This is a genomic window from Brevibacillus sp. FSL K6-6036 (assembly GCF_037964015.1).
Classification (GTDB): Bacteria; Bacillota; Bacilli; order Brevibacillales; family Brevibacillaceae; genus Brevibacillus; species Brevibacillus borstelensis.
This window is the reverse complement of record NZ_CP150173.1, coordinates 1,002,745-1,016,690: the sequence shown is the minus strand read 5'-3', so window position 1 is coordinate 1,016,690 and position 13,946 is coordinate 1,002,745. Positions and strand designations below refer to the sequence as shown.

General features: G+C 52.6%; 16 protein-coding genes, 1 pseudogene and 1 riboswitch. Of the genes and pseudogenes, 6 read left to right on the top strand and 11 right to left on the bottom strand.

The features are described from left to right. The first annotated feature begins 22 nt into the window (after positions 1 to 22). Positions 23 to 793, top strand: a complete 771-nt coding sequence (locus NST37_RS05270) for a TSUP family transporter (protein ID WP_003391553.1) — start codon at positions 23 to 25, stop codon at positions 791 to 793. Between the two features lie 82 nt (positions 794 to 875). On the opposite strand, the gene NST37_RS05265 is transcribed toward NST37_RS05270, so the two are convergent. Continuing rightward, positions 876 to 1,061 (bottom strand): hypothetical protein, encoded by a 186-nt coding sequence (locus NST37_RS05265; protein WP_003391551.1) that lies wholly within the window; start codon positions 1,059 to 1,061, stop codon positions 876 to 878. A gap of 20 nt (positions 1,062 to 1,081) precedes the next feature. Then, complete coding sequence (locus NST37_RS05260) at positions 1,082 to 1,312, bottom strand: YneF family protein (protein WP_003391547.1); 231 nt, start codon at positions 1,310 to 1,312, stop codon at positions 1,082 to 1,084. Positions 1,313 to 1,462: 150 nt separating this feature from the next. On the opposite strand from NST37_RS05260, the gene NST37_RS05255 reads away from it, so the two are divergent. Together NST37_RS05255 and NST37_RS05250 are read left to right on the top strand one after the other, a co-directional pair. Further along, the gene (locus NST37_RS05255) at positions 1,463 to 2,209 is read left to right on the top strand and encodes an N-acetylmuramoyl-L-alanine amidase (protein WP_003391546.1); all 747 of its coding nucleotides are present in this window, start codon (positions 1,463 to 1,465) and stop codon (positions 2,207 to 2,209) included. A 16-nt stretch (positions 2,210 to 2,225) separates the two neighbouring features. After that, positions 2,226 to 2,576 (top strand): hypothetical protein, encoded by a 351-nt coding sequence (locus NST37_RS05250; protein WP_122957793.1) that lies wholly within the window; start codon positions 2,226 to 2,228, stop codon positions 2,574 to 2,576. 1 nt (position 2,577) lies between these two features. Here the strand turns inward: NST37_RS05250 and NST37_RS05245 are convergent, their stop codons facing one another. The 7 genes from NST37_RS05245 to NST37_RS05215 form a co-directional block, all read right to left on the bottom strand. Further along, positions 2,578 to 3,405, bottom strand: coding sequence for a metallophosphoesterase (locus NST37_RS05245; protein WP_003391542.1), 828 nt, complete (start codon positions 3,403 to 3,405; stop codon positions 2,578 to 2,580). A 128-nt stretch (positions 3,406 to 3,533) separates the two neighbouring features. Further along, positions 3,534 to 4,163 carry a response regulator transcription factor gene (locus NST37_RS05240; RefSeq protein ID WP_003391540.1) on the bottom strand — a complete coding sequence of 210 codons (630 nt, stop codon included), beginning with the start codon at positions 4,161 to 4,163 and terminating at the stop codon, positions 3,534 to 3,536. Continuing rightward, positions 4,160 to 5,281: a sensor histidine kinase gene (locus tag NST37_RS05235; protein ID WP_003391538.1), complete on the bottom strand. Its 1,122-nt coding sequence runs from the start codon at positions 5,279 to 5,281 to the stop codon at positions 4,160 to 4,162. The genes NST37_RS05240 and NST37_RS05235 overlap by 4 nt, the downstream gene beginning before the upstream one ends. 13 nt (positions 5,282 to 5,294) lie before the next feature. After that, on the bottom strand, positions 5,295 to 6,170 hold the full coding sequence (liaF, locus tag NST37_RS05230) for a cell wall-active antibiotics response protein LiaF (RefSeq protein ID WP_024984704.1): 876 nt from the start codon (positions 6,168 to 6,170) through the stop codon (positions 5,295 to 5,297). 30 nt (positions 6,171 to 6,200) lie between these two features. Further along, a complete protein-coding gene (locus NST37_RS05225; protein WP_024984705.1) occupies positions 6,201 to 6,764 on the bottom strand; it encodes an rRNA adenine N-6-methyltransferase family protein in 564 nt (187 codons plus the stop codon). Positions 6,765 to 6,854: 90 nt separating this feature from the next. Next, positions 6,855 to 7,550, bottom strand: a complete 696-nt coding sequence (locus NST37_RS05220) for a PspA/IM30 family protein (RefSeq protein WP_003391530.1) — start codon at positions 7,548 to 7,550, stop codon at positions 6,855 to 6,857. Positions 7,551 to 7,637: 87 nt separating this feature from the next. After that, positions 7,638 to 8,048: a membrane protein gene (locus tag NST37_RS05215; protein ID WP_024984706.1), complete on the bottom strand. Its 411-nt coding sequence runs from the start codon at positions 8,046 to 8,048 to the stop codon at positions 7,638 to 7,640. Positions 8,049 to 8,426: 378 nt separating this feature from the next. Continuing rightward, a riboswitch (cyclic di-AMP (ydaO/yuaA leader) is annotated at positions 8,427 to 8,565 on the top strand. Positions 8,566 to 8,570: 5 nt separating this feature from the next. Here NST37_RS05215 and NST37_RS05210 point away from each other — a divergent pair. From NST37_RS05210 to NST37_RS05200, 3 genes and pseudogenes are all read left to right on the top strand, one after another. After that, positions 8,571 to 9,098 (top strand): annotated as a pseudogene (locus tag NST37_RS05210) (C40 family peptidase); the annotation flags it as partial. A 362-nt stretch (positions 9,099 to 9,460) separates the two neighbouring features. Then, positions 9,461 to 10,180, top strand: coding sequence for a response regulator transcription factor (locus NST37_RS05205; RefSeq protein ID WP_003391525.1), 720 nt, complete (start codon positions 9,461 to 9,463; stop codon positions 10,178 to 10,180). Next, positions 10,181 to 11,551: a HAMP domain-containing sensor histidine kinase gene (locus NST37_RS05200; protein ID WP_003391524.1), complete on the top strand. Its 1,371-nt coding sequence runs from the start codon at positions 10,181 to 10,183 to the stop codon at positions 11,549 to 11,551. It begins immediately after the preceding gene. A gap of 205 nt (positions 11,552 to 11,756) precedes the next feature. On the opposite strand, the gene NST37_RS05195 is transcribed toward NST37_RS05200, so the two are convergent. Together NST37_RS05195 and NST37_RS05190 are read right to left on the bottom strand one after the other, a co-directional pair. Next, positions 11,757 to 13,112: a cytochrome P450 gene (locus tag NST37_RS05195; protein WP_003391522.1), complete on the bottom strand. Its 1,356-nt coding sequence runs from the start codon at positions 13,110 to 13,112 to the stop codon at positions 11,757 to 11,759. Positions 13,113 to 13,350: 238 nt separating this feature from the next. Next, the gene (locus tag NST37_RS05190) at positions 13,351 to 13,914 is read right to left on the bottom strand and encodes a biotin transporter BioY (RefSeq protein WP_003391520.1); all 564 of its coding nucleotides are present in this window, start codon (positions 13,912 to 13,914) and stop codon (positions 13,351 to 13,353) included. Positions 13,915 to 13,946: the final 32 nt, after the last annotated feature.

Sequence of the window (13,946 nt, the reverse complement as noted above, 5' to 3'; positions counted from 1 at the left end):
TCAACAAGCAAGGTGATCTTCTATGGACTTGGACTTATCAACGATTCTGTTTCTTGCCTTTTTTGGTTTTGTCGCTGCCTTTATCGACAGTACCGTGGGCGGTGGAGGCTTAATTTCGCTCCCTGCACTGCTTGGGCTTGGCATTCCGCCGTATTTGGCTTTGGGAACAAACAAGCTGGCAGGCACCATCTCCTCGGCCACCAGCTCCGTCACCTTTATTCGCATGGGTAAATTTGACAAGAAACTGATGGCGATCCTGTTCCCCGTTTCGCTTGTGGGCGCCTATTTCGGGGCGAAAACAGTACTGTTTGTCCCGCAAGAATTTCTCAAGGTGCTGGTCATCATCATGATGGCCGCAATTTTTGTCTATACCCTGCTGAACAAGCGGTTTGGCGAAAACACCACGTTTAAGGGATACACCAAGTTTACGCTCGGTCTGGGGATTCCGGTCACGTTTTTGATCGGCTTTTACGACGGCTTTTTCGGACCCGGCACCGGATCGTTTTTCGTCTTTCTGATGGTTCTTCTCTTTGGCTATGATTTTGTCATCGCCGCCGGCAATGGGCGCATCCTGAACCTGGCCAGCAACATCGCGGCTCTGCTGGTCTTTATGCTGGAGGGCAAAGTGATTTTCATTACCGGGCTGACCATGGGTGTGGCGATGCTCCTGGGGGCCACGCTGGGTGCCCGTGTTGCGATCAAAACAGGTGTGCGCTACGTTCGTCCCTTGTTTTTGCTGGTGTCCATCACCTTGATTACCAAGATGGTCTATGAGTTGTTCTTTACAAGCTGAAAAATGGATAGGGCAGCCGAGAAATCTCTGGCTGCTCTATCCATTTTTTGTACTGCGTATGCTCCTGTCAGCTCTTTTACGGCTACTCATTTTTCCCCTTGCGCTGCTTTAGGCGCAAGATGATGCCGTCAATCAACAAACCAAGCCCCGCTCCGTAAAAAGGAAAAGCAAAGCGAACTCCTTCACTGATCGGAAGCCCTTTTAAATAAACAACGACGACGCCGACAATGAAGCCGATCATCGTATAACGCAGACGGGTCGGACCCATGTCGACATCCCCTTTGCCAATTACTTGCCAAACTTTTTAGGCATCTTCATGTTTTTCATGTTGCGGCTCATTTGCTTCAGTTGTTTTTGATTCAGGTTAACGCCCATGGAACGAGCCATCGCTTGTAATTGTTTGTCATCCATCTGCATATTTTCCACCTGCTTGCGCAGATAGTACGTGCCGCCGAAAAATCCTCCGGCAAGGCCGATAATCAATGTCACGATCGGGATTACCCAGTTGTACCAAGCCATCAATACATTACCATCCTCTTTTGGGAATTAAATCTCTCCTATTGTACCACAACTGCGTGCTCTGTACATCGCCGCCCGGGGAAAATGAGCGAACTGTCCTTCGGCATGTTCGCACCTTTTCGCATATGCTGAAACAGGAGGTGACTTTATATGACCCCCATTTTGGTGATAGACCCGGGGCATGGCGGGATCGATCCGGGCGGCGGCTCCAATCAGCTCTTTACAGAAAAAGAGAAAAATTTGCAGATTTCCCTTTACCAATACTCGAGATTTCAGACCCTGAACATTCCTGTTGCCATCACCCGAACCGGCGATACCACCCTGACGAGCGATGATCGCGCCACTCTGGTCAGAAACAGCGGTGCCCGCTATTGTATCTCCAACCACGTCAATGCCGGTGGAGGACGGGGTGCGGAGGTTATTTACTCGATTTACTCCTCCCCTACATTTCCCCGTCTGATCCTCGATGACCTGGAAGCAGAAGGGATGCCGGGCCGCCGCATCTTTACCCGTACACTCCCCAACAACCCGAGCAAAGACTACTACTTCATGCACCGGGAGACCGGCAGTGTGGAGACAGTGATTATCGAATACGGCTTCGCCGACAATCCGCTGGATGCGGAAAAATTGGACCGGGATTGGCGAGAGCTCGCAGAGGGCGTGGTCCGTTCCTTTTGCGAATACACCAACCGTCCATACAAGCCGCCAACCCAGACAAATCCAGGAGACGGAGGAGGAGCAAACGTGCCTGAATGGAAGCAAGAAGCGATAGATTGGATGTTTAAAGAAGGCTTGCTTACAAACGAAGATTGGCGCCATGAGCCGGATAAACCGCTGCCTCTGTGGGCGGAAGCGGTCATCCTGAAACGGCTGTACGAAAAATTGCGCACACCTTGAGCAAGGAGGGATTCTGATGGGTTTTGACCTCGGTCTGATCATTGCGCTGGCTTTGGCCGCCGCTGCAAGCATGTCGGATTTTCTCCGCATACCAAAAAAGCTGCGCGGTTGGGTCGCCATGGTGCTCATCCTCGGTCTTTACATGGTCAATCAATGGATCTACAGCACGGGATTCGACTGGCGGATTGCCTTGCTGGAAGGCGGGACGGCTGCTCTGGCCGCTGTCGGCATCCACTCGACTGCCAAAAATACGATGCAGCAGGTCACCTTGCTCCGCAAGCGAAACGGTCAAAGCAGCCCCCCGGCAAAGGAGCAGGGGGAGACAGCCGCCTCACCCGGGTCAACTTCAGCCGATTGGAGAGTGTGACTCATCCAAACTCGGCCAAATAGCGTGTCAACGGCGTTTCTGCCAAGCCTGAGTAGTTTTCACGTGCTGGTACGCTCACAATCTCGTCCTCCGGGAAGCGATAGGCGGTAAGCATCCCTCCAAACACGCATCCCTGGTCGATATTGAGCGTGCCATTCTTTCTTTCCGGCTCGGGACGAGGATCATGTCCCCAGACGATAAGCGGCTCGGCTTTTACCCGTTCGGCTGCCCAATCCCTGCGGATCGGTCTCCCGTCGGCCCCTGTCCCGGCTACATCTCCGTACCGACAATAGCTTTGGATGGAAGGCGATTCTTTTCCGATGTAATCATCGCGTATCCCCGCGTGAACCGCTACGAGGACAAGCCGCCCCTGGTAGTGCACCATCATGTGCGAAGGGGAGGAAAACAGGAGTCTCCTGCTCTGCTCCTTTAATTGGTCGGCCCTCCTGGCCCCGTACTCCCGTTCGAATATTTGAAACTCGTCTGCTACCTTCTCGTCACCGTGCGCCAGCATGACAGGGCGTCCATCCAGCCAGCGGGCAATTTTCCACCCGTGGTTGCTGTCCACCATCTCCGCCAGGCCCGCTGCCACATGCCGGATGAAAAACTGCAGCATCTTGATCGATTGTGGCCCGCGGCTTGTAATGTCTCCGAGAGAAAGGAGCTTCCGGCCTTCAGGATGCCGGTGGGTCCCGTCGTGGCAACGTTCGTACCCCAAGCGCTGCAAGAGCTCTATAAACTCGTCGTAACAAGCATGGACATCGCCGACAATGTCGACACCCTGATCGGCAGCCATCACCCTGGAGCGTGTACGCGGTTTGTGCCTCATAGCCCGTTCTCCTTTCCGCATCATCTACATTCTATGATTGCCAAATTCAAGCAAAAAAACTCACCCAGAGGGTGAGTCCGAATTAGCGGAAAACGGGATAGCTATGGAAATGAGGAGCAGGGCAGCAGCTAGTCCAGATGATGCGTATGTACGTAGATGGCCGCCTGTGTACGGTCCTCGACGCCCAGCTTAGACAGGATGTTGCTGACGTGGGTCTTTACGGTCTTGATGCCGATGATCAGTTCGTCCGCAATCTCCTGGTTGGACTTGCCTTGGCCGATCAGCTTCAATACTTCCAGCTCGCGCGGCGTCAACTGTTCATGCGGCTGCGCTTCTTGTCCATGACGGAAGCGGGCCATGATTTTGCCGGCGACGCGAGACTCCAGGACCGGCTCGCCTGCGGCTGCCGCCCGGATCGCCCGGGCAATTTCGGCTGCACGCGAGGTTTTCAAGAGATAACTGAACGCTCCTGCCTCAATGACGGGATATACCTTTTCATCATCAATGAAGCTGGTCAAGACGATGACTTTGCTAGCGGGGCAGGTTTCACGTACCCGCCTGGTCGCTTCCACGCCGCCGATCCCCTCCATCACGAGGTCCATCAAAACCACGTCCGGCTGCAGCTCGACAGCCAGCTTCACTCCTTCTTCACCGCTGGATGCTTCGGCTACTACTTCAATGTCGTCTTCAGTAGACAGATAAGCAGCCAACCCCATTCGCACCATTTCATGATCGTCCACGAGCAATACGCGTATCATGTCAGCTCTCTCCCTTCCATTTCCGCTTGCAGCATGATCGGGATGCGCACCTCGATCTGCGTCCCTTTTCCGACTGCCGAGTAAATATCCAGCGAGCCGCCGAGCTCTGCCACCCGCTCCCGCATGCTTCTCAATCCGTACGAAGTCAGCTTCTCTCCCTCCGGATCAAAGCCGACGCCATCGTCTACGATGCGCAGCCTGACTTGCCCCTTCAGCGTAAACAGCTTGACCGCGATGTGGTTGGCACGGGCATGCCGGAGCGTGTTGGAGAGTGATTCCTGCAAAATGCGGAACAGATGGTCCTCGATTCCGCTCGGCAGGTTGTCCACTTCTTCGATCTCCCAGCTAATTTCCATCGCATTTTTGCGGGTCAGCTCTTCCAGCAGATCTTCAATGGCTTCCTTCAGTGCCTTGTTCTGCAAAGTCGCCGGGCGGAGGTGCAGCAGGAGCGCCCTCATCTCCGCCTGCGCAGCCGCGGCCATTTCTTCCACCAGCTCGATCTGCTGGGCAGCTCGCTGCGGATTTTTTTCGATCAGTCTTTTTAAGGCTGCAGTGGTCATCGCGATGGCAAACAACTGCTGGCTGACCGCGTCGTGCAGCTCGCGGGCCAGTCGCTGCCGCTCTTCGGTGACCGCTGTATGCTTCAATTGTTCCGCCAAAGCGGCGTTGTGATTGGACAGCCGTTGCAGGGAAGCGACCTGTTCTTCCCACTGGGCCGCCAGACGGTTCAGCTGCCAGCCCAGTTCACCGATCTCGTCCTCGCCCAGCTCAGGGACGCGCGAAGACAATATGCCGCGCCCCAGGCTGGTGGCTGCCTCCCAAAGCACCTGCAGTCTCTTTTTCAGCAAATTCCCGAAAATGTAGCCTCCGACCAACCCGACGACACTTGCTGTCAGGATCGCGAATGCAAACGAGGCCAGTTGTGTTTTCCAATCCAGCTTCTCCGGCAAATAGAGATGCAGGTAGGTCGCAAGCCATCTCGTGACGTCCGGGTCCCCGGCCACCACGAAATACAGAATCAAACTGCACAAAAAGGAGGCGGTAACCGCTCCTACGGCCAGCAGCAAACCGTAGCGCACGTACTGCCATTGGATACTTGCCAACCGCTGTCGTCGCATTTGTCAGTACCCCCTAGATGTACTTGACTTTAACATCGCCGACGAGCAGCGAAATCTGTACATGGATTTTTTGCGCTTCCTGTTCGTACTGTTCGGAGCGGATCATCACGCTGCGATTGATGCCCCCCTGCCTATGGCCAAACACTTCCAGATCGCCGATGCGCACCTCCGCAGATACGGCTACTGGCATATCTACCGGAACGTAAATAGTGACGTCCCCCACCCAACCGTCGACTATCAGAAACGCTTCATCATCCATCAGCATCGCCCGGGACAGATCTATGACAACATTCCCGACTCCGTGCCAGATATGCAACTGGCTTAGCTCAAAGCGGCCGGATGTCAAGTGAAAATCACCGATCAGCGAACTGCGGGAATCTTTGGGCGACAAAATGCTGCCAGGGCCCGCGGATGAAGCAGTCCATCTGCTTCTTTCCGTTCCAAATGGATTGCGGTATCCCGCTTTCTGTCTCCAATGCCCTGATTGTTTGCCTGTTGCCGTATCTTCCGCTGAAGCAAAATTCGGATCAGCATCGGCTGCTTCGGCAGCCTCCGGTATTGTCGGCCGGATTCCTTTGTCAGCCGAACGCCCACGGATCAGCCGAAATCCAAAGTAAATGAACAAAAGCGGGATTACAAGCTGGAACAGATCATCCATGCCGATATGAAGCCACATGTCCAAAGCAATCATGATGCCGAGCCCGGCCAGCAGGCCTCCCCGAACACGCTTGTGATTTCCCCACATCTGTACGCCGAAATACACGAGAACCATCGGCCACAAATCAAAGAGGCCAAACGTGATTATATGCAAGCTGTCAAGAAAAAGGCCAATTCCTGTCAAAATGATCAAGACACCGACCGTCATTTTTTGTAAGCGGGACAATTTCACAAAGGTCTCCTCTCTTACGCCCCATGTCGGCTAATTTCCTACACTTCCGTCACGGCAAGTATAAATAAACGCAGGCGGAATATTCAACGGCGTAAATGTGGTTTCTACCCGCTGAAAGCGCGTCTGCAGCTCAGCTTTCAGTTGGAGGGAGTATTGAAACGTGATGAACAGGCCACCCGGAGCAAGGGCAGACTGGACTTCATCCAAGATCCCCGTCCGCAATTCCGCGGGAAAGTTGGCAAACGGAAGTCCGGAGATAATGGCATCAGCCTTGCCAATCCCGGCCTTACTCATGTACTCTTGCAGCTTCAGTGCCTCATCCCACATCGTGATGCCGGGAAATCGGCGAGTCAGCATTTCCCGAAACAACGGATCTCTCTCCACCAAAATGTATTTGGTATCGAGCCTTTTTTTCTTTAGAATGCTTTCCGTAAAGGCGCCTGTTCCAGGCCCCAGTTCTATAATCACGTCAGACTGATTCCAGTCCACGCTGCACAGCATCTTTTCGCATAAAAAACGAGAGCTGGGAATGATGCTTCCTACACGTCCTGGCTCCGCAAAAAATCGACGTAAAAAGACCATAAAGTCTGCCAAGGATAGAACCTCCTAGGGGAAAAGCAGCCTGCTTGGACAGGCTGCCTGGTTGCCACTTCCTATTCTACACGAGATGCCTGATTCCTGTCGTTACTCCTGAACTTTCGCAGGCTCGGCATCCTTTTTGCTTTGCAAAGACGCTTTGATTTGGGCCAGCTCCTCATCCAGATCATTCTTTTCAAGGGACTCGAGAGATTGCTCCAAACCAGCGCTGGTCTGGCGCCACTGGCCGCTCAGATTGGCTTCCGCTTCCATCCGCAGCACTTTTTCTTCCATCCGGGAAAAGCCTTTGCCGGCAGATTGATTGCCCATGCCGACAATTGCATGGTTCACTTGCTTTTGCGTTTTCGCTACTTGCGCTCTTGCCATCAGAGTGAATTTTTTCGCTCTCATTTTATAAAATTCTTCTTTCAGCTCGGCCAGCTTCTCGCGCATTTGCTGAGCGGCTTCCGATGCTGTCAGATAAAGGGCTTCGTATTCCTGGGCACGCAGCTCGTATTGCTTCTTGTCGGCCAAAGCCCGGCGCGCGAGCAGGTCTTCTCCTTCGGTCAGCGCCAGCTTCACCTGACGATCGCGTTTTTCCGCAAGCGCCACTGCCTCTTCCCATTGCTGGTGGAATTTCTTCTCCAGGGCCACTTGCTTCGCTACTGCCACTTCCACTTGTCCGATCTCCACTTCCATGTCACGCATGTACTGATTGAGCATAACCACCGGATCTTCCATCGAATCCAAAGCGTCATTCACAGAAGCCACCGTCAAGTCACGCAGTCGTTTAAAAATACCCATTTTTTAGTCCTCCTTATCATATCACAAGAAATTTGATTGTCATGTACCTTGCACTTTTCAGGTTTGTTTCATCACTTGTCATCGATATCAAGGTTGTTGCTTCTTGGCCATTCTGTGCTCCCAGCCGTCCAGAGCATCCTCTTTCAATACCTGCCGTGCCCACTGCCGCTCCCATGCTGTCGGCATGGAATCATGCGTCTTGTCACTGCGGCGGATAAAGCGGTACCCGAGGTAAATCACTCCGATAGCCAGTACGACATTGAACAGTAAATGCAGCTTGCCGATCAACATTAACAGCCCGAACAGAAAGACCAGTATCCCCCAGAAGCGGGAACCGGAGCTGCCAATCACTTTACGGGCTCCGTATAACATGATCAGCCCGGGGATCAGCACACCGAGGAAATCGCCGCCATCGATACCGAGTTGGTCCAATAAGACAAACCCTCCGGTCAGCAGCAATGCGAGTCCAAGGAGCACCTTGCCAGACCGCTCACTCATGAAATGCTTCCCTCCAATCGACTATTTGTTGGTGTGTCAACCTTATGCCTTTATTCTAGACGGGGCGAGTGTTCGACATAACGGGCGAGCGGTTGGTTTTTGCCTCCGTCCCTGGACGGATAAAGTGTCGTCCCCCAATCGGACAAGGATCCCTCTTGATTGGATTCAGCCCTTTTCCGGCGCAGGGCGAGCCGTCATGGAGAAGAAAAGTCCGACACATGGTTTCCATTACATATAGAAGAAAAATGTCGTTTGCACGGTACTGACGAAACGTTACAGCTTATGACAAAATATTGTGACGAAATCGTGAACAAACAAGGGTAGAAAAAGGAAAAGTGGGACAAGTGTTGAATTGTGTGGAGGTGCGTGTAAAAAAATATCGAAAAATAGCCGAGTTCCGCTATGCGGAAACGGGGGACCCACTATCTTTGGGGTGAATGGCTGCGCTCTCGCAGTCTAGGGCATTCCTTTCGACCGAACCCTTCAGCTAACCTCGTAGGCTCAGGAGAGGAGCAGTATCTTTTGCGCAAGACAGTAGTTTCTTTGCTTATTGCCGGATTGCTTGCAATGGGTACCGGTGCGGCGCATGCTCAGGAGGGAACCCCCCTGATGACTGTCGTCAATGATCTGTACGGTGTCCCTTACAAGTCTTCCGGAACCACGAAAAAAGGCTTTGACTGCTCCGGTTTTACACGCTATGTGTTTGATGCGCTAGGTGTAGATTTGCCTCACAATTCTTCTTCTCAGTATCAAGTCGGCCAACCGGTTAGCCGCAAAGATTTGCAGCCCGGCGACCTCGTCTTCTTCAAGACGAATGGAAGAAGCATTTCCCACGTAGGAATCTACATCGGCAATGACACGTTTGTGCACTCGGAATCTGGCAGAGGCGTCGTCAATACCAAATTGAGCGACCCCTACTACTGGAGCAAACGCTATGTAGGAGCCAAGCGAATCGCTGCTCCGGCACTCCAGGCGAAAGCCACCGACACTCCTCCAGCCAAGAAAGCGGTACAAGCGGCTTCCTTGCCTGAAGCACAACCAGAACAACAAGCGAAAGCGCCCGAGGCAGCTCAACCAGAGCAACAGCCTGGGCAGCAGGCAGCAGCTGCAGCTGAGACACCAGTTGAGACACATACAGTGCCACAGCCGGAACAACAGCCGGAAGCGCAGCCTAGCAAGTAAGTGCAAGCACAAAAATGAAAGCCAGGGACGTTAGGTCTCTGGCTTTTTCTGACGAAATTTAGCACCTGGTGTCAATAGGAAGTAACACCCGCTATTCTTCATTATATGTCCTTTTTCCTGCCGGAACACGCTGGTAACGTTTGGTTTCTTTGTCCTTCACCAGTCAAACCGTGTTATGATAGGAGAGAATACAAATATTCAGGAGATTTGAGGTTACTGGGGGAGTACCTGTGAAAGACCATATTTTGCTTGTAGACGACAATCAGGAAATCATAGAGCTTCTTGAAGATATTTTGGAAAACGAAGGGTATGAGGTCACTTCTTCAGAGAGCGGGGAGCATGCCCTTACTTTGTTGAAGCAAGGCTTGAAGCCCAATTTGATTCTTTTGGACATCATGATGCCGAATATGAGCGGCTATGAGCTGTGCTCGCAAATTCGCCGCGAATCGGACCTGCCGATCCTGTTTCTCAGTGCGAAAGGAAAAGCGGTCGACAAAGTCGTCGGTTTTGAAATCGGCGCCGATGACTATATCACGAAGCCATTCGACACGGAAGAGCTGCTCGCCCGCATCCGGGCGCATCTGAGAAGGTACGAGCGGATTCGCAAGCATACCGAAGAGCACAGCGAAAAGGACCCATCCGGCTCCTCCATTACCGTTTTGAAATTTAAAGGACTGGAAATCCACAAGGAAACGTACTCGGTGTATGTAAATGAAGAAAAAATTGACCTTTCCACCAAAGAATTTCAGTTGCTCACCTTTCTGGCCGAAAATGCCGGCATTGTGTTTACCCGCGAACAAATTTACGACCGGGTATGGGGATACGGCTACGGCTCCCTCAATACTGTGACGGTTCATATCAAAAATTTGCGGGAAAAGCTGGAACGGGAGCGGCAGTACATCAAAACGCAGTGGGGGACGGGTTACGTTTTCATCGGGGAGAAGGTGTAGATGAGCATCCGCAACAAGCTGTTCCTCTCGTTCTTCGCACTGATTGCGCTGAACCTGTTCGTTTTCAAGTTTGTCTTCGAGGATATTATTGTCGTTCAACTGAAAACGGATCGCCACAATCAATATCGCTATGAAAAGGAAACGGCTGAAAAGGTTCGCGTCAATCAGCTGCTCAGCGCCAGCAATTTCAAGGACCCGACAGACCGCAGCGAGTTGGAAAAGCAGTTGCCGGAGGATTTGGTATACAAAATGTTAGTTAAGGACGCCAACGGCAACACGATCTTCATCAAGACATCCCAGGCATACAATTTGAAAAATCCGCCGAGGAAAATAAAAAAGGAAAATACCGATCTGAAGGTTGTGGCGGAATACCATTTTCAACACGAACCGCCGAAAAAAGGCGAAACCATCATCTACTTCTACACAGATGACTCCGATATTATGGCAACAAAAGGGGTCAGCATGATGCTCTGGTACATCTACGGGAGCATTGCCCTGGTCGGACTTGTCCTGCTCGGCTTCTTCGTCCGCTGGATTCACCGGCCGGTAAACGAGCTGTCCCGCGTAACGCAGGAAATTCGCGAAGGAAAACGGCTGGTTTCGTTTACGTACCATTCAGAAGACGAATTTGGCCGTCTGTTTCGCTACTTCTCCGACATGGTCGATCAGCTCCGGTTTTCCGAAGAGCGTCAATCCGAGCTGATTTCCGCGATCGCTCACGATTTCCGGACACCGCTGACAACGATCAAAGGATACGCCTCCTACATCGCCTCAGGGCGGGTAACCGATCTGGAACGGATCAAGAAGCAGATGAAAAAGATCGAACAGAAGACGGACGATCTCGACAAGCTGCTCGACGAACTGCAGGACTTTACCCAGCAAAGTACGGAGCTGAAGCTGAACCTGAGCCGCATCCACGTCAAGAGCTTTGCAAAAGGAATCATTGAGGACTACCTGGTCAAGATCAAGGAATCGGGACTAACACTCCAGTGGAAGCTGCGCATCTCCAATGATCTGTACATCGAGGCGGACGAGACCAAGCTCCGCCGCGTACTGGAAAATCTGTTAAACAACGCCATTTACTACAACAAGCCGAACGGATCGATCCTGCTCACCTGCGACCAGCGGGAGGGGCATGTGCTCTTTTCCGTGATCGACAAGGGTGAAGGCATCTCGCAGGAGGATTTGACCAAAATCTTCACCAAGTTTTACCGCGCGGAAAAATCGCGCAATCGCAACAATGGCGGAACCGGCCTGGGCCTGACGATCTGCCAAAGCATCGTCCAGCGTCACGGCGGTTCGATTTCCGTCAGCAGCGAGCTGGGGAGGGGGAGCTCTTTTTCCTTTACGATCCCCTTTTTCCAATCTTAATTTATATAGATTTATTCTCAGTTAATATATCCTTTATAATTGTCTGGTAGATTATCTTGTATAGCATGTTGCTTTCAGTGATAAATAACCCCAGTTCGGTATCTAACACCTTAGCGGAAATTGCAAAAATGGTGGGCAGATGCCTTTTTTTTATGCAAAAAGACACGAACCGTCAATGGTCCGTGTCTTTTTCTGTGCCCTTTCGTTATTGCGACCGCGCCTCCAGCCTCATCATCAGACCGCCTTTCGGGCGAAGGGTGACAAGCGGCTCCGCTTCCACGGGCTTGCCCGGGTCGGCGAGCTGAAAGCGATACTTCTGTGCGAACGTAGCGAGCAGCAGCGCGGCTTCCATCAGGGCAAAGTTGTTCCCGATACAGATGCGCGGACCTCCGCCAAACGGAAAGTAGGCGTATTGCGGGATACGCTTCAGCAAGTCCCCCTCAAACCGTTCCGGGATGAAATCCTCCGGCCTGTCGTAGTACTTCTCGCTTCTGTGCATGACGTACTGGCTCATCATGAGCGTATCTCCGGGCTTGTACGTATGCCCCCCGATCTCCACTTCTTCGGCGACTTCCCGGTTGATCGTCCAAGCCGCCGGGTACAAGCGCAGCGTTTCGCTGATAATCTGGTTTACATACTTCAGATTCGGAATATCCTCTACCGTGGGCAGCCGTCCTCCCAACACCGCGTCCAGCTCGGCCCAGAGCTTTTTTTCCGCCTCAGGGTTGGTCGCCAGCAGATACCAGATCCAGGACATCGTGTTGGCTGTCGTCTCATGGCCTGCGACAAAGATGGTCATGACTTCGTCTCTTACCTGCTCATCCGTCATTCCTTTGCCGTCATCCTCATCTCTTGCCGCCAGCAGCATCGCCAATAGGTCAGTGCGCCCCTGATCTCCTTCACGGCGGCGCTCTTCGATGATGTTGTAAATCGTCTTGTCGAGCAGCTCGGCTGACTCGCGGAACTGCCGGTTGCTTGAGGTCGGAACGGTGAGCGGAATGTCGATGAAGGACGACGCTTTCGTCGAGACGTATTTCAGGCCCACATCGATGGCCCTGGCGATCTGGTCGGCGCCTTCCTTGAGACCTTTGCCAAACATCGTCTCTGTGATAATCGCCAGCGTCACTTTCATCATGTCTTCATGCACATCGCGTACATCTCCTGCTTTCCAGTCATCCATCAAGCTTATCGCCTGCTGGACCATGGACTCGCCGTAGGTCGCGATCCGCTCGCGGTGGAATGCCGGCTGCATCAGCCTGCGCTGGCGTATGTGCTTCTGTCCTTCGCTGGTGAGGATGCCGTCACCGACGACCGCCCGGGCGACCTGCAAGCCTTTTCCTTTGCGAAAATGGGCCTGCTTGCTCACCAGAATTTCCTTGATCATGTCCGGATTGCTGATCAAATACACATGCCGCGAGGGGCCAAAGCGAAAGTGGGCCACATCGCCGTGTTCTTTCGCAGCTTCGCGCAGGAAGCGGAGCGGGTCCCGGCGAAAGGCGAGCAGGTTGCCCGAGATCGGCAGTCCTTTTGGGCCAGGTATGGTGGTTATATTCACGATCATTCCCCCATTCTCAGTCGTGTTTTTCCCAATACTGTTTGTAGTATCCAACCAGTCTGGCCGTTTATACCATGAGTGCCATGTCTGAGAGAAATGACTGTCGATGTTGCTGTCGGAGGAGGTCTCGCAACCACCGAGGACACGGACAATGGACTGAACTGCCGTAAACCATCAAAATGTGGATACAAGGATTCGGGCAATAAAAAAAATCGCCCGAACTCGGCGAGCGATTTGGATTGTTTCAGGATAGCGGTCTGCTGTGTGCCTGAAGCAGATTTGAGGATACGAGCCGCTCGCGCACCTTGATGCCGATCCAGGCAGCCAGGACGGCTTTGACGACACCTACCAGCAGGAATGGTACGGCTCCTCCGGCAAAAGCCTTGTCCCACGGAATGTCCAGAACGTACTTGAGCTGGACCGACCCGAAGATGAGCGTAATAATCATGCCGACAATATTGGCGACCAGAGCCCATGTAAAGGTAAAACGCGTTTTTTCGAGAATGAGACCAGTGGCAAAAGCCGTAAAAATAAAGCCAAAAATGTAACCGCCGGTTTTGTCCACCAATACCTGTGGTCCACCGCTAGCACCTGAGAATACAGGAAGGCCTACTGCACCCAGCAGGACGTAGATGAGAATCGCTACGGTCCCCCACCTGCTCCCCAGAATCGTCGCGGTAAAGCCGACAGCCAGCGTCTGACCCGTAATCGGAATAAGCGGCAGCGGAATCGTAATTTGCGAAAAGACAGCCGTTACAGCGGCAAAGATGGCAGAAAGCACCAGCCATTTCAATCGTTCGTTTCTCATGATAGCCTCCATTTTGTCAACTTAAAAATAAA